The organism is Roseateles cavernae, from assembly GCF_040187885.1.
GTDB classification, from domain to species: domain Bacteria; phylum Pseudomonadota; class Gammaproteobacteria; order Burkholderiales; family Burkholderiaceae_C; genus Roseateles_E; species Roseateles_E cavernae.
In genome coordinates this window covers 1,401,300-1,427,037 of the sequence record NZ_JBDPLH010000001.1, presented here as the reverse complement: position 1 = coordinate 1,427,037, position 25,738 = coordinate 1,401,300, and the positions used below count along the sequence as shown (strand labels likewise).

The window sequence follows — 25,738 nt, the reverse complement described above, 5'->3', positions numbered from 1 at the left end:
GCGCCGCCGCCGTAAGGCCCCGGTGCTGCCAGGCGACTGCGCTTGATGTAGGGTTGCATCCAGCCCTGGAGATTCACTCATGCGACTCATCGCTGCCCTGGTGCTGGCCCTGATCGGGCCGGTTCATGCGAACACCCTGGATCAGGCGCTGGCCGCCTACGAGCGCGGCGAGCTGGAGACGGCGGCCAAGGGCTTCGCCGAGCTGTCGCGCCAGGGCCTACCGCTGGGCGACTACAACCTGGCGATGATGCATATCCGCAGCGAGCTGCCCAAGCCCGATCTGCCCGAGGCCAAACGCCTGCTGGAGCGCGCGGCGTCACAGCGCCTGGTGCGGGCCCAGCTGGCGCTGGGTCAATGGCATGAGCAGGGGCTGCAGGGCAAGGCCGATCTGCGCGCCGCCGCGCATTGGTACGGCCTGGCGGCAGCCTCGGGCAGCGTCGATGGCCAGGTGCAGCTGGCCACCGCCTATTACCTGGGCCGCGGCCTGGCCAAGAACATGGCCCAGGCCGCGCACTGGTATCGCGAGGCGGCCAAGGGCGGCGACGTCGGCGCGCAGTATCTGATCGCGTCGATGTACGAGAAAGGCCTGGGTGTGAGCGCCGATCTGCGGCTGGCGCGTTACTGGTACGACATCGCCGCGCGCAACGGCGACGAAGCGGCGCCGGCCAAGCTCAAGGAGCTGGACCAGCGCCTGTCGGCAAAACCAGCAGCCTAGAGAACCACCTTGACCATCGGATGTGTGGTCAGCGTCCGGTACAGCTCGTCAAGTTGCTCACGGCTCGTCGCAGTGACGGTGATCGTCAGCCCCAGATAGTTGCCGCCCTTGCTGGGCCGCTGCTCGACAGTCGATGCATCGAACTCCGGGTCGAAGTTCTTCGCCACCCTCACGATGGCCTCGACAAAGCCCTCGACATGGGCCCCCATCACCTTGATCGGAAAGCGCGAGGGATATTCGATCAGCGACTGCTCGGGCGGGATGTCGGGCGGGGTGAAACTCATGATGACTGCTCTTCTCAGATCGATTGCAATTGCTTGGCGCGCTGGTAGGCCTCGTACAGGCGGGCATAGACCGGCCCGGGCTTGCCGCGCAGCGCACCATGACCGACGGGCTCGTGGTCCAGCGTCGTCACGGGCAGCACTTCCTTGGTGGCCGAGCTGAGGATGATCTCGTCGGCGGCGAAGACCTCGGCTTCCGAGATCGGGCGCAGGTTGTAGCCGATGCCGCAGTCCTCGCAGAGCTCGCGCAGCAGTTCGACGCGGATGCCCTCCAGCACCTGCTCGCTCTTGGGCACGCCCAGCAGCGCACCTTCCTTGACGATCCAGACATTCGAGGACGAGGCCTCGGTCAGGTGGCCGTCGCGGAACATCAGGGTCTCCAGCGCGCCCTGGTCGGCCGAGATCTGGCGCGCCAGCACATTGCCCAGCAGCGAGATGCTCTTGATGTCGCCACGCTCCCAGCGGAAGTCGCGGGCCGACAGGCAGGCCACGCCGTGATGGCGCTCCTCGGCCGACACCAGCTTGGCCGGCGCGCTGTAGGAGAAGGCGGTGGGCGCGATGTCCTTGGGCATCACATGGTTGCGCGGCGCGACGCCGCGGGTGATCTGCAGATACAGCCACTGATCGTCGGCATCGACCGACGCGATCAGCTGCCGTCCCACCGCCAGCCATTCGGCGCGCGTCAGCGGGTTCTCGATGCGCAGCTTGGACAGGCTGCGATCCAGCCGGTCCATATGCGAATCAAAGCGGAACAGGCGCCGGCCATAGACCGGCACCATTTCGTAGACGCCGTCGCCGAAGATGAAGCCGCGATCCATCACCGAGATCTTGGCCTCGGCCAGCGGCGTGTACTCACCATTCAGATAACAGCGGACATCGGGCAGTGCGTGCATGGCGTTCTCCTCGGACCCATCAAGAGCTTACGCCCGAATCACTTGATCCAGAGCCGGATCGCGTCCCAGGCGCGGCCGAAGATGCCGGCCAGCGCCACCTCCTGCTGCACCACCAGCGGCACCTCGGCCACCGGCGTGCCGGCGGCCGTCATCACCTTCAGCGTGCCGACGCGCTGGCCCTTGGCCAGCGGCGCGACCAGCGGGTCGGTGCGCTCGACCTTGGTCTGCAGCTTGCCGCCCTCGCCGCGCGGCACGGCAATGAACACCGCGCCCGCTGCGCCCAGCTTGGCCTCGGGCACAGCGCCCTTCCAGACCGGCACGGTGGAGACGGCCTGGTCCTTGTCGAACAAGCGCACCGCGTCATAGGCCGAGTAGCCCCAGTTCAGCAGCTTCTGGCTTTCGCTGGCGCGGGCCTGCATCGAGGCCGTGCCCATCACGACGCTGATCAGGCGGCGCTTGCCGTTCGGGAACTCGCGCTGGGCGCTGGTGACCAGGCAATAGCCGGCCGCCTCGGTGTAGCCGGTCTTCAGGCCGTCGACGCTGGGATCGCGGCCCAGCAGCAGATTGCGGTTGGGCTGGCGGATCTTGTTGTAGGTGTATTCGCGCTGCGAGTAGTAGCCGTAGTACTCGGGGAAATCGCGGATCAGGCTGGCGGCGATCACCGACAGATCGCGCGCGCTGCTCTTGTGGCCCGGTTCGGTCATGCCGGTGACGTTCTTGAACTCGGTATTCTTCAGGCCCCAGGCCTGGGCCTGGCGGTTCATCATCGCGACGAACTGCTCGACCGTGCCGCCCACGCCCTCGGCCAGCGCCACCGAGGCGTCATTGCCCGACTGGATGATCATGCCGCGCAGCAGCTCGTCGACCTTGGGCGTCATCGTCGTGTCGATGAACATCAGCGAGGGATCACCCTTGCGCTCGTCCCAGGCACGCTGGGACACCGTCAGCGTCTGCTCCAGCGTCAGGCGCTTTTCCTTCAGCGCGCTGAAGACGATATAGGCCGTCATCAGCTTGGTCAGCGAGGCCGGGTCCTGCGGCTGGTCGGCTTCGCGCTCGGCCAGCACCTTGTTGGCCGTGACGTCGAACAGGATGAAATTGCGCGCGGCAATCTCGGGCGGCTGCGGCGCCTGGGCCAGGGTGTTGAGGGCGCTGGCGGCGGCCAGCACGAAGGCAATCAATCGCTTCATCGGAACAGGGTCTCAGGGAAAGTGGCGGATCAGGCTGGGTGCCAGCCGCGCAGAACAATGTCCTTGAGCAGCGGCAGCTGCCCATGGAAGAAATGGCCGACGCCGGGCACCACGGTGACCGGCAGGGCCTGCGGCCGCGCCCAGTCCAGCACCGCGGACAAGGGCACGACATCGTCGGCCTCGCCGTGAATCACCAGGGTATCGGCAGGCACCGGCGCGGTGTCGAAACGGCTGGTGGCCGGGCCGACCAGGCACAGGCGCTCGGCGGCGACCGCCAGGCGGCGCGCCGCCTGGGAGGCGACAAAACCGCCGAAGGAGAAACCGGCCAGCGCCAGCGGCAGCGCTGCGTCGCGGGCGTGGGCGATCACGGCCAGCGCATCGTCAACCTCGCCGCGCCCCTCGTCCCAGGCGCCGGCCGAGCGGCCGATGCCACGGAAGTTGAAGCGCACCGCGCGGTAGCCCAGCTGCACAAAGGCACGCGCCAGCGTCTGCACGACCTTGTTGTCCATCGTGCCGCCCTGCGTCGGGTTCGGATGGCAGATCACCGCGACACCACGCAAGACCTGACCCTCGGCGGGCAGATCCACCGCGCACTCGATCTCGCCGGCCGGGCCGGCGATCAACAGCTTCTCGGTTCGCGAGTTCATCGCCTCAGCGCCCGACGTTGTCCGGCAGCAGCAGGCGCTCGACCACCCGGCCCTGCTGCAGGTGCTGCTCGACGATCTCGTCGATATCGCTGGCATCGACATAGCTGTACCAGACGGCGTCCGGATAGACCACGGCCACCGGACCGCCGGCGCAGCGGTCCAGGCAGCCGGCCTTGTTGACGCGCACGCCGCCGGGGCCGGCCAGGCCCAGGGCCTTGACCCTGGACTTGCAGTGATCGAAACCGGCCTGCGCACCATGCTGGGCGCAGGCGTTGTCGCCGCTGTCGCGCTGGTTCAGGCAGAAGAAGATGTGGCGCTGGAAATAGCTCATGGCCAGATTGTAGGCAGTGCGGGTTTATCCCGTGCCTGATGCGCGGACTTCGCGCTGCGCCAGCAGCGCCAGCAGCCAGGCCAGCACGCCGAATGGCCAGAGCCAGCCGACCCATTGCGCCAGGCCGTAGAAGCTGATGAAGCGGCCCTGCTCCCAGGCTTGCAGGCTTTGCGCCAGATAGGGATCGGTGGGCGCCTCGCTGACCATGGCGATCAGCGCACTGGTCACGACCAGACCCCAGGCTGCGCAGGCGCGGCGCGAGAAGGCACAGAGGATGCAGGCCAGCCCCAGGCCCAGCGCCAACCCCGGCCAGGTGCTCAGGGTCAGCCAGGCCCAGGCATGCTGGGGGCCGAAGTTCAGCGCCGTCGACAAGGCCGTGCTGAGCACACCCAGCGCGGCCGCGCCGAACACCAGGGCCAGGCGTTGCCAGCCGGGCCGCGCCACCGACAGGGCCAGCAGGCAGGGCGCCAGCAAGCCCAAGGCGATCGTGATGCCCTCCAGGCCCGGCGGCAGCGCGCGCTGCAGGGCCGGCTCGGCCAACTCCTCCCATTGCAGCGCCCAGGGCGTGCCTTCCAGCAGGCTGGCCGCGAGTTCCTGCAGTCGGGGCAGGACCTGGCCCAGGCCCAGCGGCACCGGCGCCGGGAACAGCAGGGCCACCGGCCACAGCGCCAGCAAGGCCAGCGCACCGGCGCTGTGCGGCACAAACCAGTGCTCGCGCCGGCCCTGCCAGCGGGTCAGACCGCCGGCGACGTAGAGCACCAGGCCCAGCAGCAGACCTGCCGCCGCGCCCGCGCTATTGAGCAGCCAGTCGACCAGGGAGGGCACCCGCCGCGGCAGGAAGTACTGCAGGCTCTCCATGCCGAAGGACAGCAGCGGCGGCAGCAGCAGACCCAGCAGCAGACAGCGACGCAGCCGCTGCCCACTGCGCACGGCGGCAGCAAACACCAGCAGGCCCAGCGGCATATAGCCGAGCAGATTGGCGTGCACATCGAAGCCGCCCCAGTACTTGGGCCAGGGCAGGCCGATCAGCCCCCAGGCCTCGACCGTCGGCGGCAGGGTCCAGGGCCAGAACGGATAGAGGCTGGCGTAGACCACCAGGCCGGCATAGGCCAGGGCCAGCAGCGTGGCAGAGCTGCGGCGGCGCGGCAGCGGCTGTGGCAGCCAGCGCGCCATCATCAGAAGGGCTTGACCACCACCAGAATGACGATGGCGGCAAAGATCCCGATCGAGACCTCGTTGAAGACGCGGAACCAGCGATGGCTGCGCTTATTGGCCATCTGCTCGAAGCGGCGCAGCTGAGCACGGCAGACATGGTGATAGCCGACGGCCAGCAGCACCAGGCTCAGCTTGGCGTGCATCCAGCCATTGCCGGGGCCGCGGCCGATGCCGTAGTAAAGCCACAGCACCAGGCCCAGCGCCAGGGCCGGGATCATCAGCAGGCTCATGAACTTGTAGAGCTTGTGTCCCATCAGCAGCAGGCGTTCGCGCTCGGCGTGGCTGTCGGCGGGCACCATGGCCAGGTTGACGAACAGCCTGGGCATATAGAACAGGCCGGCAAACCAGGCGGCCACGAAGACGATGTGAAAGGCTTTGATCCAGAGCATCGGGCCATCATACGGCCCGGGTCCGGAGCCCCCGCCTGCGTGGATGGCAGAGTTGCAAGCAAAAACGGCAAGCAAAAAAAACCCCGGCTGAAGAGCCGGGGTTGGAAAGCCTTTTCGCTGTCATCACGTCAAGGCTCCTGCTCAGGGAGGAAAAGCAGGGGACGACCACCTTGCGGCTATCATCCGTTGGCAATTTTAACAGAGCCGTCGCAATCGCGTCTCTACGGGATGTTGCGTAGAGTGAGCAGATTGGCACGCTGGCGGCGCTCACCCCCTCATTCTCGGAGCCTGCCCTTGTCGTCCCGCGCCCAGATTCCCGCCCCTTTTCCGGCCAGCCGCCCGCGTCGTTTGCGGCGCGACAACTTCACACGCGCCCTGGTGCGCGAACACGCGCTGAGCGTCAATGATCTGATCCTGCCGGTGTTCGTGCACGAGGGGGTCGACAAGGTCGAACCGGTGACCTCGATGCCTGGCGTCGCGCGGCTGAGTTTGGACCGGCTGCTGAAGGTCGCGGAGGAATGCGTCGCATTAGGCATTCCGGTGCTGGCCCTGTTCCCGGTCATCGATGCCTCGCTGAAGACGCCCGATGGCCAGGAGGCCACCAATCCCGATGGCCTGGTGCCGCGCGTCGTGCGTGCGTTGAAAGAGAACTTCCCGCAGCTGGGCGTGTTGACCGATGTGGCACTGGACCCCTTCACCAGCCACGGCCAGGACGGGGTGCTGGACGAACAGGGCTACATCATCAACGACCGCACGGTCGAGATCCTGGCCCGGCAGGCCCTGGTCCAGGCGCAGGCCGGCGTGGACATCGTCGCGCCCAGCGACATGATGGACGGCCGCATCGGCGCGATCCGCCAGGCCCTGGAAGCCGGTGGCCACATTCACACCCGCATCATGGCCTACAGCGCCAAGTACGCCAGCGCCTTCTACGGCCCCTTCCGCGACGCGGTCGGCTCGGCTGCCAATCTGGGCAAGGCCGACAAGAAGACCTACCAGATGGACCCGGGCAATAGCGACGAGGCCCTGCGCGAGGTGGCGCTGGACCTGGCCGAGGGCGCCGATATGGTGATGGTCAAGCCCGGTATGCCGTATCTGGACATCGTGCGGCGCGTGAAGGACGAATTCCGCGTGCCGACCTTTGCCTACCAGGTCAGCGGCGAGTACGCGATGTTGAAGGCCGCCGCCGCCAATGGCTGGCTCGATCATGACGCGGTGATGATGGAATCGCTGCTGGCCTTCAAGCGCGCCGGCGCCGATGGCGTGCTGAGCTATTTCGCGCTGGAAGCCGCCCGCCTGCTGAAGAAGGGCTGATGCGGGTCTTCCACATCCATGGCGAACAGTTCATCGAGCTGCAGATGCTGCCGGCGGATCTGCCGCCGGAGGGTTTTGTCTGGGTGGGCTGCGCACGCCAGGAACTGCCGGAGCGGATCGGCGGCCTGCAGCAGCATCTGCAGCGCTGGGGCTGCGGCCCGCTGGTCGATCTACATGTCTCCGACCTGCTGAACAGCCAGCTGCCCTCGCACTACGACTACACCTCCTGGTACGACCTGCTGGTGTTCCGTCGCCTGGCTGCGGCCGGCAAGGTGGACGAGACCTCGGCGGCCACGCTGCTGAGCATAGACACCAGCCCGGTCGGCTTTGCGCTGTTCGACCGCGTGTTGATCAGCATCCATCCGGACGACTGCGCGGTGCGCGAGTATTTCGCCGCCCGCATGGGCCAGCTCACGCAGGCCTCGGACTACCGGGGCTCGGCCCGCCTGCCCAGCAACACCAGCGATCTGATGCTGCGCATGGTCAACCATATGGTGGACAGCTATCTGGAGCTGCGCCGCCAGCTGACCCGGCAGCTGGTGGGCCTGCAGCAATCGCTGATGGACCCGCGCAGCCGCTTCAGCAACTGGCAACTGCTGCTCGATGCACGCAACAGCCTGCATCTGCTGGAGGACACTTGCGAAGATCAGCGCAGCGCGATCCAGGAATGGCTGGACGCGCTGGAGGACTGGCCGATGCCGGCCGAGCCGCAGGCCCAGCGCGAGCGCGAGCTGCTGCGGGTGCGCTCGCGCGATGTGCTGGAGCATGTGGAGCGGGTGCTCAGCCATGTGCGGCGGCTGGAGTCGTCGTCGGAGTCGGCGGTGCAGATGCATTTCTCGGCGCTGAGCCACCGCACCAACGCCATCATGCGCACGCTGACCGTGCTGACCGCGATCTTCCTGCCGCTGAACCTGATCACCGGCATCTTCGGCATGAACTTCGACAGCCTGCCGCTGATCCACAGCGCCCGCGGCGTGTGGATCGCCTTGGGACTGATGCTGGCGCTGGCCCTAGGCCTGGGCGCCTTCTTCTGGCGCAAGCGCTATCTGGGCACCCAGCGCTAGCGCTCAGTCCTTCAGATAGGGATCGGCAAAGCCGAGCACGATCATGATCTCGCTCTCGCGCGCCTCCATGCACTCGGCCTCATCGTCCTCTTCATGGTCGTAGCCCTGCGCATGCAGCGTGCCATGCACCAGCATATGGGCATAGTGGGCGACCAGGTCCAGCCCCATCTCCCGGGCCTCGCGCTCGACCACCTCGGCACAGATCACCAGATCGGCCCCGACCACCGGCTCGTGGCTGTAGTCGAAGGTCAGCACATTGGTCGCGTAGTCCTTGCTGCGGAAGTCCTTGTTGAGCTGGCGACCCTCCTCGGCATCGACGATGCGCACCGCGATCTCGCCCGGCAGCTCCAGCGCCGCGCGTATCCAGCGCGCCACCTTGTGGCGCGGCAGCAGGGCCTTGTGGCGCGGGTCGGCGAATTGCAGCGACAGGCTCAGTTCGGGGCGGCTCATGACTTGGCTTTCTCGTAGGCCTCGACGATGCGGGCCACCAGCGGGTGGCGCACGATGTCTTGCGAGGTGAAGCGCGTCATCGCAATGCCCTTGACCTTGGCCAGCACGCGCTCGGCATCGACCAGCCCGCTGCTCATCCCCTTGGGCAGATCGATCTGGCTGGTGTCGCCGGTGATCACGCATTTGCTGCCGAAGCCGATGCGGGTCAGGAACATCTTCATCTGCTCGGGCGTGGTGTTCTGCGCCTCGTCGAGGATCACGAAGGCGTGATTCAAGGTGCGCCCGCGCATGAAGGCCAGCGGCGCGATCTCCAGCTGGCCTTTCTCGAAGGCCTTAGTGACGCGGTCGAAGCCCATCAGGTCATAGAGCGCGTCGTAGAGCGGGCGCAGATAAGGGTCGACCTTTTGCGTCAGGTCGCCGGGCAGGAAGCCCAGGCGCTCGCCGGCCTCGACCGCCGGGCGGGTCAGGATGATGCGCTGCACCGTCGAGCGCTCCAGCGCATCGATCGCGCAGGCCACCGCCAGAAAAGTCTTGCCGGTGCCGGCCGGGCCCAGGCCGAAGCTGATGTCGTGGGCCAGGATATGGCGCAGATACTCATGCTGGCGCGGCGTGCGGCCGGCCAGGTCGGCGCGGCGGGTGCGCAGCACGATGGCATCGGCGGCGGGCGTGGCGACCGTTCCCGGTTTGGCTTTCGCGGCCGGGCCCAGGTCGGCGACGGCCTCGGCCAGCGCCAGTTGCAAGGTCTCGGCCGGGATGGTTCGCCGGGCACGCTCGTACAAGGCGATCAGCAATTGCTGGCTGCGCTGGGCGGCGGCCTTCGGGCCCTCGATGCGAAACTGCTCGTTGCGGCGCGAAATCTTCACACCCAAGGCGGCCTCGATCTGGCGCAGATGCTCGTCCAGCATGCCGCACAGATGGGCCAGGCGGCTGTTGTCGGTCGGGGTGAAGAGCTGTCGGATGATCAAGGCGGAACTTTCGCAGAAGCTGCAGGCAAGGTGCGCATTGTCGCCGGTACATGCCCCAGGGCGGCCGCACCGCCGCCTCCTGCACAATCGCGCCCCATGCGATTCAGAACTCCATTGATGTCGGGCGGCGGCGCGCTCGCCCTGCTGCTGCCGGCCTGGGCCCTGGCACAGCCGGATCAGGCGCCTGCGGCCGCCCTCTGGCAGACACTGCTGCCGCAGCTGCTGTGCGCGATGCTGGCGCTGATGGGGCTGACCCTGGCCCTGCTGTCACGCATCCATGCGCGCGAGCGCCATCTGGTCTTTCTGGCCGCCCTGATGGGGCTGTGGGTGCTGCGCTCGGCGCTGGACTGGGTGGCGCTGCCGCAGCTCGGCGGAGACCGGCGCCTGCTGCTCTCGACCGCCTTGCTGCCCTGGCTGAGCCTGTGCCTGATCCAGTTCCTGCTGCGTCCCACCGGTGGTCAGCGGCCCTGGCTGGACCTGGCCCTGCCGCTGCAGGCGGTGCTGGTGCCGCTGAGCCTGCTGCTCTTGCCGGCGCAGATGGCCCTGCTGAGCCAGGCCTGGTCGGCCCTGCTGGTTCTGCAGGTGCTGGCCGCCATGGCCTGGCATCTGCGCGAGCGCCGCGACCAGGGGCTCAAGACCACCGTGCTGCTCGGGCTCGGCGGCATCGCGCTGCTGCTGGAGCTGCTGACGCCCTGGCGCCCGGCGGCCCTCGTGCTGCCGCTGCTGCTGCTGGCGCTGGGTTTGCGCATCATCCTGAACATCGCCCATGCCCGCGTCAACGCCGAGCACCTGCAGCTCGAGCATGAGCAGCATGCGCAGGCCAAGGTGGCCGATATCGAGCGCAGTTTCAGCGAGATGGCCGAGCAGAAGCTGGAACAGGTCACCGAGCGCGAGCGCAAGCGCATCGCCGCCGATCTGCACGACGATCTGGGCGCCAAGCTGCTGACCATCGTGCACACCAGCGAGTCCGACCGCATCTCGACCCTGGCGCGCGAGGCGCTGGAGGAGATGCGCCTGTCGGTGCGCGGCCTGACCGGCAAGCCGGTGCAGCTGCTGGACGCCTTGGGCGACTGGCGCGCCGAGGTGGTCTCGCGCCTGGGCCAGGCCAATATCCTGGCCGAGTGGAAGTCACCGGCCGAGGATGTGATCCACACCTTGCAGGCGCGCGCCTATGTGCAGACCACGCGCATCTTCCGCGAGGCCGTCAGCAACATCATCAAGCACAGTGGCGCCACCCATTGCGTGGTCAGCTGCACGGTGCTGGACGGCGATTTCCTGGTCGTGATCCAGGACAACGGCCAGGGCATCACGACCGAGCTGGACGGCCGACTCGACAAGGGTCATGGCATGGCCAGCATGAAATCGCGCGCCAAGCAGATGCATGGGCAGTGCCTGGTCGAGTCCGGGCCGGGCTGGGGAACCGTGATCCGCCTCACGATTCCGCTCTGAACAGTCCCTGCCAAGGATTGAGGCATTGGCTTTTGCGCCGATAAAGGCTAAGTTGTCCCCCATCGGGCCACCGTCCACACCGCAAAGTACAAAACCATGAACCATATTCTTTTGCTGGAAGACATTCCGGAGATCCGGGCCTGGCTGAAAGCCCTGGTCAAGCAGATCTTCGTCAACGCCCAGATCACCGAATGCTCGCGCGTGCAGGATGCACTCAAGCAGGTGCAGACCCAGCGCTTCACGCTGGCCCTGCTGGACCTGGGTCTGCCGGACGGTTCGGGCGTGGACGTGGTGGCGGCCTTGCGCGAGCAGCAGCCGGAGGTGCAGTCGGTCATCGTCACCATCCACGACGACGACGAGCACCTGTTCCCGGCCCTGCAGGCCGGCGCCTTCGGCTATCTGCTGAAGGAACAGTCACGCGAGCTGCTGGCCGAGCAGTTGCAGCGCATCAGCCAGGGCGAACCGCCGCTGTCGCCGTCAATCGCGCGCAAGGTGATCGCCTATTTCGCCGCGCAGCGCCGGCCCCAGGCTGCGGCCCTGCTGCACGAGGTCTCGCTGACCGACCGCGAGACCGAGGTGCTGCTGCGCGTGGCCAAGGGCTACACCCTGCCCGAGATCGGCGTGCAACTGGGCCTGAGTCGCCACACGATTGCCGACTATGTGAAGCAGATCTACCGCAAGCTGAATGTCAGCTCGCGCGCGGAAGCGGCACTTGAGGCGCAACGCCTGGGCCTGTTCGGCAGGAACTGAACGACGCCGATAATCGGCGCATGATAGGAAGACTCACAGGCGTCATCGCGGAGAAATCGCCCCCGCAAATCCTCATCGATGTGCAGGGCGTCGGCTACGAGGTCGACGTGCCGATGAGCACCTTCTACAACCTGCCGGGCCTGGGCGAGCACGCCAGCCTGCTGACCCATCTGAGCATCCGGGAGGATGCCCATGTGCTGTTCGGTTTTCTGAGCGCCGAGGAGCGCAGCACCTTCCGCCAGCTCATCAAGATCAGCGGTGTCGGCCCCAAGATGGCCTTGTCGCTGCTGTCCGGCCTGTCGGTCGGCGAGCTGGCCCAGGCCGTCTCCAAGCAGGAGACCGGCCGCCTGGTCAAGGTGCCCGGCATCGGCAAGAAGACCGCCGAGCGCTTGCTGCTGGAACTCAAGGGCAAGCTCGGCCCCGATCTGGCGCTGCCGGTCAGCGTCGCCAACGACGCCCATGCCGACATCCTGCAGGCCCTGGTCGCGCTGGGCTACTCCGACAAGGAGGCCGGCCTGGCGCTGAAATCGCTGCCGGCCGAGATCGGAGTCAGCGAAGGCATCAAGCTGGCGATGAAGAAACTCACATGAGCATACAGACCGACAAGTTCGGCGACGCCCCCACGCCGCCGCGCGTGGTCAGCGCCGCCCCGAGCTCGCCCAATGAAGAGGCGATCGAGCGCGCGCTGCGACCCAAGCTGCTAGACGACTATGTCGGCCAGACCAAGGCCCGCGAGCAGCTGGAGATCTTCATCGGCGCGGCACGCAAGCGCGACGAGGCCATGGACCATGTGCTGCTGTTCGGCCCGCCGGGCCTGGGCAAGACCACCTTGAGCCACATCATCGCGGCCGAGCTGGGCGTCAATCTGCGCCAGACCTCGGGCCCGGTGCTGGAGAAGCCCAAGGACCTGGCCGCCATCCTGACCAATCTCGAGAAGAACGATGTGCTCTTCATCGACGAGATCCACCGGCTGAGCCCGGTGGTCGAGGAAATCCTCTACCCGGCGCTGGAGGACTACCAGATCGACATCATGATCGGCGAAGGCCCGGCCGCACGCTCGATCAAGCTGGACCTGCAGCCCTTCACGCTGGTCGGCGCGACCACGCGGGCCGGCATGCTGACCAACCCGCTGCGCGACCGCTTCGGCATCGTCGCGCGGCTGGAGTTCTACACGGCCGCCGAGTTGCAGCGCATCGTGACCCGCTCGGCCGGCCTGCTGAATGCACCGATCGATACCGAGGGCGCGCTGGAGATCGCGCGCCGCTCACGCGGCACGCCGCGCATCGCCAACCGGCTGCTGCGGCGCGTGCGCGACTATGCCGACGTGAAAGGCGATGGTCGCATCAGCAAGAAGATCGCCGATCTGGCGCTGGCGATGCTGGATGTCGACCCGCAGGGCTTCGACCTGATGGACCGCAAGCTGCTGGAGGCGGTCGTGCATCGCTTTGATGGCGGTCCGGTCGGCCTGGACAATGTGGCCGCCGCGATCGGCGAAGAACCGGGCACGATCGAGGATGTGATCGAGCCCTATCTGATCCAGCAGGGCTTTCTGCAGCGCACGCCGCGCGGCCGCATAGCGACCCTGGCCGCGTTCCGGCATCTGGGCGCGGCGCCGCCGAAGCAGGCGGGCCAGCTGTTCGAGGAATAGCAGGATCGAACAGGCGTAAAAAAACCACCCGAAGGTGGTTTTTTGCTTTTGATCCGGGAGATCAGAAGTTGTGGCGGATGCCGGCTGCCAGCGAGCTGAAGTCGGTCGAGTTGACCTTGCCGTTCTTGTCGGTGTAGTAACCGTACACCTTGGTACGCTTGCTCAGGTTGTAGTTGTAGCCCAGGGTGAACTGGGTCGTCTTGTTGCCAGCGAAGTCACCACGGCCTTGGGTGGCGCCGAAGTTCGCGTGGAACTCGGAAGCGCCCAGGGTGTACATGCCCGACAGGCGATAGACGTTGCGGTTCTGAGCGCCGTCGTCGGCGCGCTGGTAGTAGGCGCCCACGGTGAAGGCACCCAGTTCGTACAGGCCGCGCACGGCGAACTGCTTGCGATCGCCTTCCTTGCTGAAGCCGGCACCCAGGTGCAACGGGCCGCCGACGTAGTTGGCAGCCAGGTCGAACAGCTTTTCGCGACCAGCAACGCCTTCACCGGCCGAAACCGATGCGCTGCCGCTGAAGCCGTTGTAGTTAGGCGTGAAGTAGCCGATCTTGTTGGACGAGCGGAACGGGCCACCGTACAGCTTGTCTTCCGACGAGCCGGTGTCGTGGTTGTGCATGCTGATGTAGTCAGCCGTGGCGAAGTACGATTCGGGCGTGAAGTTGCCCAGACGGACGGCGCCGAAGGAACCAGCCAGTTGCACCCAGGCCTCACGGCCCCAGAAAGTGGCGGCAGCACGGCCATCGTCGGAGTTCAGGCCGCTTTCCAGGTTGAACGATGCCTTCAGGCCACCGCCCAGGTCTTCCTGGCCCTTGAAGCCGAAGCGCGAGGAGTTGTTGGCCACCACAGCCTTGCGGTCACCGGTGCCTTCCTTCTGGCTTTCCACGGTGGTGTTGATACGACCGTACAGGGTCACCGAGCTTTGTGCGAAAGCGGAGGCCGACACGGCGGCCAGTGCAGCGACGAGAGCAATCTTTTTCATCATTTGCCTTTTAGGAGTTGAAGGTTAGCCAGGCTGATCCACCCGGTCTTGTTCGCAATGTGGCCGCAGTATAAAAGTCCTAGGGTTTGACCGAATGTTGAGCGACGCTAATTCGCAACAGTCCTGTGGTAAAGCTGCAAACGTACAGATTGGCACTTGCGCAAACAACGCTTTTCGTCACCCTCAGGCTGCCGTCTCGTCCAGGCTCAACCCTTCCAGATGGCCGTCGTCGTTCCAGCCGACCACGCTCAGTCCGGCCGCCGAGTAGAGCAGGCGGTTGATGGTGGCATTGCCGAGCACCCAGCTGCGCGGTGCCTGCAGGCTGAGCCGCCGGCCGGCGCGGTGCAGGCAGTCCATCACCCCACCGTGGGCCACGATCACGATAGTCTGCCCGGGATGGGCCCGGGCCAGGCCTTCGACGGTAGCGACCGCACGCTGATAGAAGTCCTGCAGGCTTTCGCCGCCCTCGGCCGCGAAATCGGGATCGCGCCGCCGCCAGCGCTCGCTTTGCGCCGGCCATTGCTGCTCGATCTCGCCCCAGCTCAGGCCCTGGAAGATGCCGAAGCTGCGCTCCCGCAGCGCCGGCTCGGCCCTCAGCGACAGGCCTGTGGCGGCCCCGATGGCCTCGGCCGTCTGCCAGGCGCGCGCCAGATCACTGCTATAGATCGCGTCCAGGCGCTCGCCGGCCAGCGCTCGCCCGAGCCGCTGTGCCTGGGCCTGGCCCAGCGCATTCAAGGGGATATCGAGCTGGCCTTGGATGCGGCTTTCGCGGTTCCAGGCCGTCTCGCCATGGCGCACCGCCAGAATCGTCGTGACGCTGTCCAGGCCCATTCAGGCGCCCCAGACAACGTCCTGGCGCTGTGCCAGGCTCAGTCGCATCATCTCCAGCAAGGGCCAGGCGCGCTGGCGCAGGCTGATGCCCTCGCGCTTCGGAGCCGGCTCGCCGGCCGCCTGGGCCTCGGCCTGCAGGCGGGCGAACTCGGCCTCATCGTCAGCCACCGCCTGCTCCAGTGCCGAGATCGCGGCGCCGAGCTGGGCCAGGGTCACGATGCCCTGGGCTGCGGGCTCGCGCCCCATCAGCCGCAGCAGCTGCTCGCCGTTGGGGCCCATCATGATCACGTCGGCCGCAGCCGCAGATTTGAATTTGTAGATCACGGCCATGCTCCTTGTCTCAGAGCCGACCATTGTGCCGTTTGAATTGAAACAGCCGTCTCAGCCGCCGCGCACCAGACGCACCGGCGGCACCACCGGCCGCGGCGGGGGCGTCAGCGGACGCCAGACCTTCTCCTCAAACGCGCGCGGGTCCAGCGCCGGCGCATAGAGAAAGCCCTGGAACTCATGGCAGCCGGCACGCGCCAGGCAATCGCGCTGGGCCTCGGTCTCCACCCCTTCGGCAATCACCTGCAGGTGCAGCGCCCGCCCCATCTGGACCACCGCATTGACGATGCCGACATCGCTCTCATCCGAGGGCAGGCCCTGGACAAAGCTGCGATCGATCTTCAGCCGCTGGATCGGGAAGCGCTTCAGATAGCCGAGACTGGAATAGCCGGTGCCGAAGTCGTCGATAGACATGCACACCCCCAGCTCAGACAAGGCCTCGAGCCGGCGCAGCGCTTCCTCGGCATCGCGCAGCAGGATGGATTCGGTCAGTTCCAGCTCCAGCAGCGACGGCGGCAGTTCATGCGCCTTCAGCGCCAGCGCCACCGTGTCGACGAAATGCGCCTGCTGGAACTGCAGGGCCGAGACATTGACGGCCACCGGCATGCGCCAGCCCTGGCGCAGCCAGGCGGCCGCCTGGGCCACCGCCTGCTGCAAGACCCATTCGCCGATCGCGACGATGAAGCCGCTCTCCTCGGCCACCGGGATGAACTCGGCCGGCGAGACCTCGCCGCGCAACGGATCGCGCCAGCGTATCAAGGCCTCGGCGCCGATCACCGCCCCGCTGGCCAGGTCGATCTGCGGCTGGTAATGCAGCCGGAACTCGCGCTCCTGCAAGGCCTGGCGCATCGCGTGATCCAGGCGCATGCGTGACAGCAGATCCACATCCTTGCGCGGCTGATGGAAGCGGAAGGTGCCGCGGCCGCTTTCCTTGACCCAGTGCATCGCCCGCTCGGCGCTGACCATCAGCTCCTCCGCCGTGCTGCCGTCGCTGGGGAACAGCGCGATGCCGGTGCTGCAGGTGACGGTGAAGCTCAGTGTGTCGAAGCTGAAGGGGCGCGACATCGCCTCCTGCACCCGCCGCGCCGCATGCTCGGCGCCGCGCGCGTCGGCCTGATGGACCAGCAGCGCGAAGTCGTCGCCGCCCAGGCGGGCGACGGTATCGACCTCTCGCAGGCACTCCTTCAGCCGCAAGGCCACCTCTTTCAAGACCCGGTCACCATAGGCGTGACCCAGGGTGTCATTGATCTGCTTGAAGCGGTCCAGATCGACATTCAGCAACGCGAAGCTCGTGCCCTCGCGTCGCGCCATCGCCTGGGCGTAGTCGGCCCGCTCGGCCAGGGCCCGCCGGTTCGGCAGGCCGGTCAGCATATCGGTGTGCGAAAGCTCCTCGATACGCTGGCTGGCGGCCAGCTTCTCGCTGAGATCGCGGTAGGAATAGACCCGGCCGATCGGCCGGCCGCGGCTCCACTGCGGCAGCGAGACCCGCTCCAGCACCCGGCCATCCAGCAGCTTGATGACATCGCTGGTCTGCAGCAGCGGCGCTTCCTGGATCGCGCTCAGCCGCATCGCATAGGCGGCTCCGTCGACCACGCTGCGCCGCATCCAGGCCTGCACGGCCTCGTCATTGCGTTCGGTCAGCAGATCCTCGGGCAAGCCCCACAGGGACGCGAAGCGCTGATTGAAGCTGCGCATGCGGCCGGCCAGGTCGGTGACCAGGATGCCGTCGGCGGTCGACTCCAGCGTGGCCTTCAGCTCGGCCAGCAGGGTTTCGCGCTCTTCGTCGTGCTGGCGCTGCTTGCTCAGATCGGCCATCGCCACCAGCCACAGGCCGGCGCTGCCGGCCTGCTCCACATGGCTGATGCGCCGTGTCACCCAGATGGCCTGACCGTCGGCGCGGCGCATCAAGGTGTCCGTATGCAGGCCTTCGCGGCCACCGCCCGCAGCCTCGGCCCAGAACAGCGCGTCCTCGGCCGTGCTGGACAGCGACTCCATGCCGCAGCCGAGCAGCTGGTCCGGCCCCATGCCCAGCAAGCGCGTGGCCGCCTGATTGACGGCCACCACCTCCAGCGTGGCCGCATCCACCAGCCAGACCGCCTCCTGCAGCCCTTCGAGAAGGGACTGGTAGAGATCGACGGCGGGGGGAGCGGTGGGCGGATTGAAGCTGACCAGCCTCACGCGGCCAACTCCCCGGCACCCGTCACGGCGCTCTCGAAGAAATAGGCCACCCGCGTGCGCGGGCTCAGATAGTCCAGCGAGGCGCGCGGCAGCAAATTGGGTTTCAGGCTGCGGCGTATGCCCAGGTCGGAGTGCTGCTCCAGATTCAGGATCAAGGCCTCCTCGCGCGGCACCTTGGCGTCGTGCACCATCACCTTGGGCTTGAGCGGCCGCGAGGAGTTGACCGCCACCACCAGGGCATAGCGGTCGTCGGTCAGCTGCACCGCCGAACCGGGCGGGTAGACGCCCATCATGCGGATGAAGGCATTCAGCATGGTCGCGTCAAAGCGGTTGCGGCCCTGGGCAAACATCAGCGACAGCGCCTCGTGCGGAGTCATCGCCTTGGAGGCCAGCAGCGGGTTGCACAGGCCGTCAAAGCGGTTGACCAGGGCCACGATGCGCGAGGCCGCGCTCATGCGGTCGACATTGATGCGCTGCGGGAAGCCGCTGCCATCGGCATTTTCATGGTGCTGGGCGATCACCAGCAGCGGGCCGGCCGCCAGCCCCATGCCCTGGGCCAGGGCCACGCCCTTGCTGACGTGCTGCTGGTAGAGCTGGGTTTCGGCCATCGTGAAGCTGTCGTCGCGATTGCGCACCCGGGCCGGCAACTCGGTCTTGCCGATATCGTGCAGCAGGGCGCCGACGCCCAGATCCATCATCTCATCGCGCCCCAGACCGAAGGCCCGGCCCAGCAGCAAGGAGATGATCGCGACATTCAGCGCATGGGCGGTGCTGCGATCGCCCGCCCCTTCATTGAGCAGGCGGATGTTCAGATCGCCCTCAATCAGCATCTTGTCCAGCAAGGCGCTGGTCAGCGCGATCGACTGGTCGCGCGTGCTGCGCGGCTCGCGCGGCAGCAGTTCCATCAGCTCGCGAAAGGCGCCGGCGGCTTCACCATACTGCCGCTCGCACAGGGACAGGGCTTCGCGCTGGGCGGCCAACGCACGCCGATGCGCCTCCTTGGCCTGCTGCTCGGGGCTTTGCTCGTCGGCGCCGGCGGCCCCCGCCGCGACCTGCATCGGCGTCGCCTCGGTCTGCAACTCGCTGCGGCCGGGGCTCCAACGCACCTGTTTGAGCCCCAGGCGGCGCAGGATCAGCAACTGATCTTCCGAGCTCAGCTTGAAGCTGCTGAGCGGAAACGGATGCGACATCCAGCCCAGATCCAGGTGGATGAACATGCCCACCTTCAACTGGCCCACGTCGATCAAAGGATCGGAAGATCTGTCCTTCATTGGATTCCTTCGCCCTGTTTTTGAGGCGCCCTCGCCACCAGCATCGGCACGAGCGCCCGCCGACTTAAGTAAAACAGGCTCTGTTATTTAGAGACAAGCGATACAAACACTTTCATGTGCGAATTGTCACGGCATCGGCTTGACCGCCGCCGAGCCGGCACCGTAGCATGTTCAATTCAGGAACTTGAGTTCTACATATGAACTTATTCGAGGCCAGCCGCCGATGATCAACAAGCTGCAAGACTCCGCCGCCCAGGCCCTGCGCGATGTCGCCGATGGCGCGACGGTGATGATCGGCGGCTTTGGCACGGCCGGACTGCCCACGGAGCTGATCGAGGCCTTGCTTGAGCAGGGCGCGCGCGAGCTGACCGTCGTCAACAACAATGCCGGCAACGGCGACACCGGCCTGGCAGCGCTGCTGGCCGCCGGCCGGGTGCGCAAAATCATCTGCTCCTTCCCGCGCCAAGCCGACTCCCATCATTTCGATGCGCTCTATAGAAGCGGCAAGATCGAGCTGGAGCTGGTGCCGCAGGGCAATCTGGCCGAGCGCATCCGCGCCGCCGGGGCCGGCATCGGCGCCTTCTTCACCCCCACCGGCTACGGCACGGCGCTGGCCGAGGGCAAGGAATGCCGCCTCATCGAAGGCCGCGGCCAGGTGCTCGAATACCCGATCCGGGCCGATTTCGCGCTGATCAAGGCCGAGCGCGGTGACCGCTGGGGCAATCTGGACTACCGCATGACGGCTCGCAACTTCGGCCCCATCATGGCCATGGCCGCCAGGATCACCGTGGCCTCGGTCCACGAGCTGGTGGAGCTGGGCCAGATGGACCCCGAGGCCGTCGTGACGCCCGGCATCTTTGTACAACGCCTGGTCCGGGTGCCACGCCAGAGCACCCGCGGCGGCGGCTTCAAGCCGGGAGCCTGATATGAGCAGCTCAAGCTACAAGAAATGGACCCGCGAGCAGATGGCCGCGCGCGTCGCCCGTGACATTCCCGAGGGCGCGGTGGTCAATCTGGGCATCGGCCTGCCGACCCTGGTGGCGGCCCAGATCCCGGCCGGCCTCGAAGTGATACTGCACAGCGAGAATGGCGTGCTGGGCATGGGCCCGCCACCGCCCGCCGGCGCCGAGGACTACGACCTGATCAATGCCGGCAAGCAGCCCGTCACGCTCTTGCCCGGCGGCTGCTTCTTCCACCATGCCGACAGCTTCGCGATGATGCGCGGCGGCCATCTGGACATCTGCGTGCTGGGTGCCTTCCAGGTTTCGGTCCATGGTGATCTGGCCAACTGGCACACCGGCGCGCCGGACGCGATCCCTGCGGTGGGCGGCGCGATGGACCTGGCCATCGGTGCCAAGCAGACCTTTGTGATGATGGAGCACCTGAGCAAGTCCGGCGAGAGCAAGATCGTCGACCAGTGCAGCTATCCGCTGACTGCGCCGGCCTGCGTCAGCCGCATCTACACCGACCTGGCCGTGCTGGCCGTCACGCCCCAGGGCTTGCAGGTGCTGGACCTGGCCGAGGGCCTGAGCATCGACACCCTGCAAGACCTGACCGGCCAGCCGCTGCTGCGCCCCTGAACCGATAACAAACCCACGGAGATTGCATGAATCAAGCCTATATCTGCGACGCCCAGCGCACCCCCTTCGGCCGCTACGGCGGTGCCCTGTCCTCGGTGCGCGCCGACGACCTCGGCGCGATCCCGCTGCGCGCGCTGATGGCCCGCAATCCCAGGGTCGACTGGGAGGCGGTCGCCGATCTGCTGTACGGCTGCGCCAACCAGGCCGGCGAGGACAACCGCAACGTCGCCCGCATGGCCGGCCTGCTGGCCGGTCTGCCGATTGCCGTGCCCGGCGCGACGATCAACCGCCTGTGCGGCTCGGGCATGGACGCGGTCGGCAGCGCCGCCCGCGCGATCCGCGCCGGCGAGGCCGAGCTGATGCTGGCCGGCGGCGTCGAGAGCATGAGCCGCGCGCCCTTCGTGATGCCCAAAGCCGAATCCGCGTTCTCGCGCAGCAATGCCGTCTATGACACCACGATAGGCTGGCGCTTCATCAACAAGCTGATGAAGGAACAGTACGGCGTCGACTCGATGCCCGAGACGGCCGAAAACGTCGCCACCGATTTCAAGATCGAGCGCGAGGCCCAGGACCGCATGGCCCTGGCCAGCCAGCTGAAGGCCGTGGCCGCGCAGAAAGCCGGCGTCTTCGATGCCGAGATCACGCCGGTGACGATTGCGCAAAAAAAGGGCGAGTCCATCGTCGTCGCCAAGGATGAGCACCCGCGCGAAACCAGCCTGGAGGCCCTGGCCAAGCTCAAGGGCGTGGTGCGCCCCGACGGCACGGTCACCGCCGGCAATGCCTCGGGCGTCAACGACGGCGCGGTCGCGCTGCTGCTGGCCAGCGAGGCCGCCGCCGCCCGCCACGGCCTGAGCCCGCGCGCCCGTGTCGTCGGCATGGCCACCGCCGGCGTCGCGCCGCGCATCATGGGCATAGGCCCGGCGCCGGCCGCCCGCAAGGTGCTGGCGCTGACCGGGCTGAGCCTGGCGCAGATGGATGTGATCGAGCTCAACGAGGCCTTCGCCGCCCAGGGCCTGGCGGTGCTGCGCGATCTGGGCCTGCCCGACGACGACGCCCGCGTCAATCCGAATGGCGGCGCCATCGCGCTCGGCCACCCGCTGGGCGCCAGCGGCGCCCGCTTGGTGATGACGGCCGTCAACCAGCTGCAGCGCAGCGGCGGCCGCTACGCGCTGTGCACCATGTGCATCGGCGTCGGCCAGGGCATTGCCCTGGTGGTCGAGCGCGTCTGAGCCGAGTTGCCGGCCGGTCGCGAGGTCGGCCATGACAAAAACTCAAGCCCTGCTGAATATTTGTCATGGACAAGGGTGCCGAAAGGCACCCTTTTTTGCGCGCATCGCGTGGGATACTGGATCCAGTCTTATTTCGCACTTCGCACATATACCGCGCAAAAACCGCCTTGCGCCCGGATGTACCGGGAAGCAGCGACGCCAATCCTGAAAATACACCGCTCAGAGACCTCGGTTCGCACATTCCTTGCCGCACACCCGCCTCTCCAAGGCCGTGGGCTGAGCCCTATCCGAAACGCACCAAACAAGTGCATTGATGTGCGTCAATCGCCCAAAATGCCAGGTTTGGCTTGGACAGGCCCCGATGGCCTCCCTATAGTCGGCGTTTTCCTGCTTGCGCCCAGCCGATTTGGGCGCCATTCGCACAAAACACGCCACCATGTCTGCTGCCCGCGCACTCGATGATTTGGCCGCCCTCGCGGCCCCTGCCCCAGCTCCCGCCAGCCCCGCCGAGAGCGGCCCGCTCAAGCGCGATCTGGTGGCCGGCCTGGAAAAAGGCCTGGCCGTGATCGAAGCCTTCGACCAGGAACGCCCCCGGCTGACCATTTCCGAGGTGGCGGCCCGCACCGGCCTGACCCGCGCCGCCGCCCGCCGTTATCTGCTGACGCTGACCCATCTGGGCTTTGTCTCGCAGGACCGCAAGATGTTCGCGCTGACGCCCAAGGTGCTGCGCCTGGGCCAGAGCTATATGCACTCGGCCCGCCTGCCGCGCATCGTCGAGCCCGAGCTGCACAAGCTGGCCTATGCGCTGAAGGAAGCCAGCTCGGCCGGTGTGCTGGACGGCAATGATGTGATCTGCATCGCCGCCACCAGCGCCGGCCGGGTCGTCTCGCCGACCCTGCAGCCCGGCACCCGGGTGCCGGCGCACTGCTCGGGCAATGGCCGGGTGCTGCTGTCGGCCATGCCGCAGGCCGAGGTCGACGCCTGGATCGCCCGCCAGGAGCTGGCCGCGCTGACGCCCCACACCATCATCCATCCCGAGCGCCTGCGCATCGAGATCGCCCGCGCCCGCGCCCTGGGCTATGCCTGCATCGACCAGGAGCTGGAGCTGGGCCTGCGCACCGTGGCGGTGCCGCTGAAGAACTACCGCGGCGATGTGGTCGCGGCGATGAATATCAGCGTGCATGCCTCGCGCATGAGCATGGACCAGCTGGTCGAGCACTGCCTGCCGCCGCTGCTGCAGGCCCAGGCGCATCTGCGCATGCTGCTGTAAGAGTTAACGGGACCCGCCGCCGCCAAGCGGTGGCAAGCTCCATCCCTGGACAGGCCGTTGCCCGGCCTGTCATCCATACAGGGAGGAATAACAATGCAGCGCACCCAGGTTGCCATCATCGGCGCCGGCCCGGCCGGACTTCTGCTGGGTGCCTTGCTGCACAAGGCCGGCATCGCCAACACGATTCTCGAGCTGCACAGCGGTGAGCAGGTGCTGGCCCGTGTGCGCGCCGGCATTCTGGAGCGCGGCAGCGTCGAGCTGCTGGACGAGGCCGGAGTCGGCCAGCGCATGCATGCCGAAGGCCTGGTCCACCGAGGCATACAGCTGAGCTTCGGTGGCCAGCGTCAGCGCATCGATCTGCAGGGGCTGACCGGCCAGTCGGTGCTGGTCTATGGCCAGAACGAGCTGTGCCGCGACCTGATGGATGCCCGCAAGGCTGCCGGCCTGACCACGCACTACGAGGCCCGGCATGTCAGCCTGCATGGCCTGGGCGAGCCCCGGGCGGTCGTGCGCTACCAGCATCTGGGCCAGGACCACGAGCTGGCCTGCGACTACATCGCCGGCTGCGATGGCTTTCACGGCGTCTCGCGCGCCGGCCTGCCGGCCAGCGCCTACCACTGCTACGAGCGCGGCTACCCCTTCGGCTGGCTGGGCGTGCTGGCCGACACCGCACCGCCCGCCGACGAACTGGTCTACGCCCAGCATGAGCGCGGCTTCGCGCTGTGCAGCATGCGCAGCAGAACGCGGGTGCGCTGCTACATCCAGTGCAGCCTCAGCGACCGGCTCGAGTCATGGAGCGATGCGCGCTTCTGGAGCGAGCTGAAAAGCCGGCTCGACCCGGTCACCGCCGCCGCGCTGGAGCCGGCCCCCTCGCTGGAGAAAAGCATCGCACCGCTGCGCAGCTATGTGACCGAGCCGCTGCGCTTCGGCCGCCTGTTCCTGGCCGGCGACGCCGGCCATCTCGTGCCGCCGACCGGGGCCAAGGGCTTGAATCTGGCCGCCTCCGATGTGCGCTATCTGGCGCGCGCGCTGACCGAGTATTACCGCGACCGCAGCGACGCCGGCCTGGCGCGCTACTCGGAGCAGGCGCTGCGGCGCGTCTGGCGCGCCGAGCGTTTCTCCTGGAGCCTGACCCGGCTGCTGCACAACTTTCCGGACCACAACGGCTTCGACCAGCGCATCCAGCAGGCCGATCTCGACTATCTGATGAGCTCGCGCGCCGCCCAGACCGTGCTGGCCGAGAACTATGTCGGCCTGCCCCTGACCGATTGACGCACGCTCAGGGGTGGGCGGCCATCACCTGGGCCACGGCCGCCGTCAGCCGCTTGCCATAAGGCACATGCAGAAACTCGTTCGGGCCGTGGGCGTTGCTCTTCGGCCCCAAGACGCCGCAGACCATCATCTGCGCCTTCGGGAAGCCTTTTTGCAGCATGCTCATCAGCGGGATCGTGCCGCCCTGGCCGATATAGCCGACCGGGGTGCCGAACTGGGCCAGGCTGGCCTCATTGAGCGCGGCATCCAGCCAGGGTGACAGGTCCGGCGTGTTCCAGCCGGTGGCGCCATAGGCGCCGGCGCGGCCATCGGGCACAAAAGTGACCTTGGCGTTGTAGGGCGCGTTGTCCTCCAGCAGCGCCTTCAGGCGCAGCGCCGCCTCGTTGCCGTCCACCAGCGGCGGCAGGCGCAGCGACAGCTTGAAGGCGGTGTAGGGACGCAGCACATTGCCGGCGCTCTTCATGTCCGGGAAGCCGTCGACGCCGGTCACGCTCAGGGTCGGCCGCCAGGTGCGGTTCAGCAGCACCTCGACCGGGTCCTGCGTCACCGGCAGCACCGCGCCGCCGTCGGCACCGCAGGCCCAGGGGTAGCGCTTCCAGACCTCGTCCTTCAGGATGGCGGCGGTGGCCTGGGCCTGCTCGATACGGTTGCCGGGGATGTCGCAATGGAAGCTCTCGGGCAGCAGGCGGCCGGTCTTGCTGTCCTCCAGCCGGTCCAGCACCTGGCGCAGGATGCGGAAGCTCGACGGCACCAGGCCGCTGGCGTCGCCCGAGTGAATGCCCTCGGTCAGCACCTCGACCTTCAACACGCCGCTGACCATGCCGCGCAGCGAGGTGGTCAGCCAGAGCTGGTCATAGTTGCCGGCGCCCGAGTCCAGGCAGACCACCAGGCTGACATTGCCCAGCCGGTCCTTGAGCGCGTCGATATAGGCCGGCAGATCGTAGGAACCGCTTTCCTCGCAGGTCTCGATGATGCCGACGCAGCGCGGCCGCGGAATGCCCTGGCGGTCCAGCGCCATGATGGCGGTCAGCGAGGCGTAGACCGCGTAACCGTCATCGGCGCCACCGCGGCCATAGAGCTTGCCGTCCTCGTACTTGGGCGTCCAGGGGCCCAGATCGTTGCGCCAGCCATTGAACTCGGGCTGCTTGTCCAGATGGCCGTAGACGACGATGGTGTCATCGCTGCCGGCCTTGGTGGCCGGCACCTCGAAGAAGATGACGGGCGTGCGGCCCTCGATGCGGATGACCTCCAGCTTCAGCCCGGCGACCTTCTTGCCCTCGACCCAGCTCGCGGCATCGCGTATCACCTTCTCGATATGGCCATTCGCGGCCCAGTCGGCGTCGAACATCGGGCTCTTGGCCGGGATCGCGATGTAGTCGGTCAGTGCGGGGACGATTTCCTCGTCCCAGACGCGGGCGGCATAGTCGCCCAGCGCGGTGGCTTCATCGGGTTGCAGGGGCAATGACGGGTCGCGAGCATTCATGATTGGGTTCCGGCTTGTGGCTG

27 protein-coding genes are annotated in these 25,738 nt (G+C 67.1%); 12 read left to right on the top strand and 15 right to left on the bottom strand.

The annotated features are described in order from the left end of the window. Nucleotides 1–79 precede the first annotated feature (79 nt). Nucleotides 80–715, top strand: coding sequence for a tetratricopeptide repeat protein (locus tag ABGI63_RS06795; RefSeq protein WP_349741664.1), 636 nt, complete (start codon nucleotides 80–82; stop codon nucleotides 713–715). On the opposite strand, the gene ABGI63_RS06790 is transcribed toward ABGI63_RS06795, so the two are convergent. Genes ABGI63_RS06790 through ABGI63_RS06760 form a run of 7 tightly spaced genes read right to left on the bottom strand, consistent with a single transcriptional unit; the run spans nucleotide 712 to nucleotide 5,658 of the window. Continuing rightward, nucleotides 712–999 carry a DUF493 family protein gene (locus ABGI63_RS06790; RefSeq protein ID WP_349741663.1) on the bottom strand — a complete coding sequence of 96 codons (288 nt, stop codon included), beginning with the start codon at nucleotides 997–999 and terminating at the stop codon, nucleotides 712–714. The genes ABGI63_RS06795 and ABGI63_RS06790 overlap by 4 nt on opposite strands. A gap of 14 nt (nucleotides 1,000–1,013) precedes the next feature. After that, nucleotides 1,014–1,889 carry a D-amino acid aminotransferase gene (locus ABGI63_RS06785; RefSeq protein ID WP_349741662.1) on the bottom strand — a complete coding sequence of 292 codons (876 nt, stop codon included), beginning with the start codon at nucleotides 1,887–1,889 and terminating at the stop codon, nucleotides 1,014–1,016. A gap of 38 nt (nucleotides 1,890–1,927) precedes the next feature. After that, nucleotides 1,928–3,076 (bottom strand): D-alanyl-D-alanine carboxypeptidase family protein, encoded by a 1,149-nt coding sequence (locus ABGI63_RS06780; RefSeq protein ID WP_349741661.1) that lies wholly within the window; start codon nucleotides 3,074–3,076, stop codon nucleotides 1,928–1,930. Between the two features lie 29 nt (nucleotides 3,077–3,105). Continuing rightward, nucleotides 3,106–3,723, bottom strand: coding sequence for an alpha/beta hydrolase (locus tag ABGI63_RS06775; RefSeq protein WP_349741660.1), 618 nt, complete (start codon nucleotides 3,721–3,723; stop codon nucleotides 3,106–3,108). 4 nt (nucleotides 3,724–3,727) lie between these two features. Continuing rightward, entirely contained in the window at nucleotides 3,728–4,054 is a 327-nt protein-coding gene (locus ABGI63_RS06770) for a (2Fe-2S) ferredoxin domain-containing protein (RefSeq protein WP_137944144.1), read from the bottom strand. A 24-nt stretch (nucleotides 4,055–4,078) separates the two neighbouring features. Then, nucleotides 4,079–5,230, bottom strand: a complete 1,152-nt coding sequence (locus tag ABGI63_RS06765) for a VanZ family protein (protein WP_349741659.1) — start codon at nucleotides 5,228–5,230, stop codon at nucleotides 4,079–4,081. After that, nucleotides 5,230–5,658: a CopD family protein gene (locus tag ABGI63_RS06760; RefSeq protein WP_137944145.1), complete on the bottom strand. Its 429-nt coding sequence runs from the start codon at nucleotides 5,656–5,658 to the stop codon at nucleotides 5,230–5,232. The genes ABGI63_RS06765 and ABGI63_RS06760 overlap by 1 nt, the downstream gene beginning before the upstream one ends. Nucleotides 5,659–5,952: 294 nt before the next feature. Between ABGI63_RS06760 and hemB the strand changes: the two genes are divergently transcribed. Further along, a complete protein-coding gene (hemB, locus tag ABGI63_RS06755) occupies nucleotides 5,953–6,969 on the top strand; it encodes a porphobilinogen synthase (RefSeq protein ID WP_349741658.1) in 1,017 nt (338 codons plus the stop codon). After that, entirely contained in the window at nucleotides 6,969–8,033 is a 1,065-nt protein-coding gene (locus ABGI63_RS06750) for a magnesium transporter CorA family protein (RefSeq protein ID WP_349741657.1), read from the top strand. Before hemB ends, ABGI63_RS06750 begins: the two co-directional genes overlap by 1 nt. Before the next feature lie 3 nt (nucleotides 8,034–8,036). On the opposite strand, the gene ybeY is transcribed toward ABGI63_RS06750, so the two are convergent. Both ybeY and ABGI63_RS06740 read right to left on the bottom strand, forming a co-directional pair. Beyond that, nucleotides 8,037–8,483, bottom strand: a complete 447-nt coding sequence (ybeY, locus tag ABGI63_RS06745; RefSeq protein WP_349741655.1) for an rRNA maturation RNase YbeY — start codon at nucleotides 8,481–8,483, stop codon at nucleotides 8,037–8,039. Further along, nucleotides 8,480–9,448 (bottom strand): PhoH family protein, encoded by a 969-nt coding sequence (locus ABGI63_RS06740; protein ID WP_349741653.1) that lies wholly within the window; start codon nucleotides 9,446–9,448, stop codon nucleotides 8,480–8,482. Before ABGI63_RS06740 ends, ybeY begins: the two co-directional genes overlap by 4 nt. 96 nt (nucleotides 9,449–9,544) lie before the next feature. On the opposite strand from ABGI63_RS06740, the gene ABGI63_RS06735 reads away from it, so the two are divergent. From ABGI63_RS06735 to ruvB, 4 genes are all read left to right on the top strand, one after another. Then, nucleotides 9,545–10,897 (top strand): sensor histidine kinase, encoded by a 1,353-nt coding sequence (locus ABGI63_RS06735; RefSeq protein ID WP_349741652.1) that lies wholly within the window; start codon nucleotides 9,545–9,547, stop codon nucleotides 10,895–10,897. Between the two features lie 96 nt (nucleotides 10,898–10,993). After that, nucleotides 10,994–11,647 (top strand): response regulator, encoded by a 654-nt coding sequence (locus tag ABGI63_RS06730; RefSeq protein ID WP_137944150.1) that lies wholly within the window; start codon nucleotides 10,994–10,996, stop codon nucleotides 11,645–11,647. Between the two features lie 20 nt (nucleotides 11,648–11,667). Continuing rightward, on the top strand, nucleotides 11,668–12,237 hold the full coding sequence (gene ruvA, locus ABGI63_RS06725; protein ID WP_349741651.1) for a Holliday junction branch migration protein RuvA: 570 nt from the start codon (nucleotides 11,668–11,670) through the stop codon (nucleotides 12,235–12,237). Then, complete coding sequence (ruvB, locus tag ABGI63_RS06720) at nucleotides 12,234–13,295, top strand: Holliday junction branch migration DNA helicase RuvB (protein WP_349741650.1); 1,062 nt, start codon at nucleotides 12,234–12,236, stop codon at nucleotides 13,293–13,295. The genes ruvA and ruvB overlap by 4 nt, the downstream gene beginning before the upstream one ends. Nucleotides 13,296–13,356: 61 nt before the next feature. On the opposite strand, the gene ABGI63_RS06715 is transcribed toward ruvB, so the two are convergent. The 5 genes from ABGI63_RS06715 to ABGI63_RS06695 all read right to left on the bottom strand — a co-directional run bounded on the left by ABGI63_RS06715 (nucleotide 13,357) and on the right by ABGI63_RS06695 (nucleotide 18,881). Beyond that, nucleotides 13,357–14,274, bottom strand: coding sequence for a porin (locus ABGI63_RS06715; RefSeq protein WP_349741649.1), 918 nt, complete (start codon nucleotides 14,272–14,274; stop codon nucleotides 13,357–13,359). A 183-nt stretch (nucleotides 14,275–14,457) separates the two neighbouring features. Continuing rightward, nucleotides 14,458–15,099 (bottom strand): histidine phosphatase family protein, encoded by a 642-nt coding sequence (locus ABGI63_RS06710; RefSeq protein WP_349741727.1) that lies wholly within the window; start codon nucleotides 15,097–15,099, stop codon nucleotides 14,458–14,460. A 6-nt stretch (nucleotides 15,100–15,105) separates the two neighbouring features. After that, a complete protein-coding gene (locus tag ABGI63_RS06705) occupies nucleotides 15,106–15,429 on the bottom strand; it encodes a DUF1840 domain-containing protein (protein ID WP_432767379.1) in 324 nt (107 codons plus the stop codon). 57 nt (nucleotides 15,430–15,486) lie between these two features. After that, entirely contained in the window at nucleotides 15,487–17,610 is a 2,124-nt protein-coding gene (locus tag ABGI63_RS06700) for a putative bifunctional diguanylate cyclase/phosphodiesterase (RefSeq protein WP_349741646.1), read from the bottom strand. Beyond that, nucleotides 17,607–18,881: an HD-GYP domain-containing protein gene (locus ABGI63_RS06695; RefSeq protein WP_349741645.1), complete on the bottom strand. Its 1,275-nt coding sequence runs from the start codon at nucleotides 18,879–18,881 to the stop codon at nucleotides 17,607–17,609. The genes ABGI63_RS06700 and ABGI63_RS06695 overlap by 4 nt, the downstream gene beginning before the upstream one ends. A 223-nt stretch (nucleotides 18,882–19,104) precedes the next feature. Here ABGI63_RS06695 and ABGI63_RS06690 point away from each other — a divergent pair, with 223 nt between their 5' ends. From ABGI63_RS06690 to pobA, 5 genes are all read left to right on the top strand, one after another. Then, nucleotides 19,105–19,806, top strand: a complete 702-nt coding sequence (locus tag ABGI63_RS06690) for a 3-oxoacid CoA-transferase subunit A (protein WP_349741644.1) — start codon at nucleotides 19,105–19,107, stop codon at nucleotides 19,804–19,806. Between the two features lies 1 nt (nucleotide 19,807). Beyond that, nucleotides 19,808–20,461 carry a 3-oxoacid CoA-transferase subunit B gene (locus tag ABGI63_RS06685; RefSeq protein WP_349741643.1) on the top strand — a complete coding sequence of 218 codons (654 nt, stop codon included), beginning with the start codon at nucleotides 19,808–19,810 and terminating at the stop codon, nucleotides 20,459–20,461. A gap of 26 nt (nucleotides 20,462–20,487) precedes the next feature. Continuing rightward, nucleotides 20,488–21,690 carry a 3-oxoadipyl-CoA thiolase gene (gene pcaF, locus ABGI63_RS06680; protein ID WP_349741641.1) on the top strand — a complete coding sequence of 401 codons (1,203 nt, stop codon included), beginning with the start codon at nucleotides 20,488–20,490 and terminating at the stop codon, nucleotides 21,688–21,690. Between the two features lie 436 nt (nucleotides 21,691–22,126). Further along, entirely contained in the window at nucleotides 22,127–22,960 is an 834-nt protein-coding gene (locus ABGI63_RS06675) for an IclR family transcriptional regulator domain-containing protein (RefSeq protein WP_349741640.1), read from the top strand. 93 nt (nucleotides 22,961–23,053) lie between these two features. Next, the gene (gene pobA / locus ABGI63_RS06670; RefSeq protein ID WP_349741638.1) at nucleotides 23,054–24,232 is read left to right on the top strand and encodes a 4-hydroxybenzoate 3-monooxygenase; all 1,179 of its coding nucleotides are present in this window, start codon (nucleotides 23,054–23,056) and stop codon (nucleotides 24,230–24,232) included. A gap of 7 nt (nucleotides 24,233–24,239) precedes the next feature. On the opposite strand, the gene ABGI63_RS06665 is transcribed toward pobA, so the two are convergent. Continuing rightward, nucleotides 24,240–25,715 carry a M20 family metallopeptidase gene (locus ABGI63_RS06665; RefSeq protein ID WP_349741636.1) on the bottom strand — a complete coding sequence of 492 codons (1,476 nt, stop codon included), beginning with the start codon at nucleotides 25,713–25,715 and terminating at the stop codon, nucleotides 24,240–24,242. Nucleotides 25,716–25,738 lie beyond the last annotated feature (23 nt).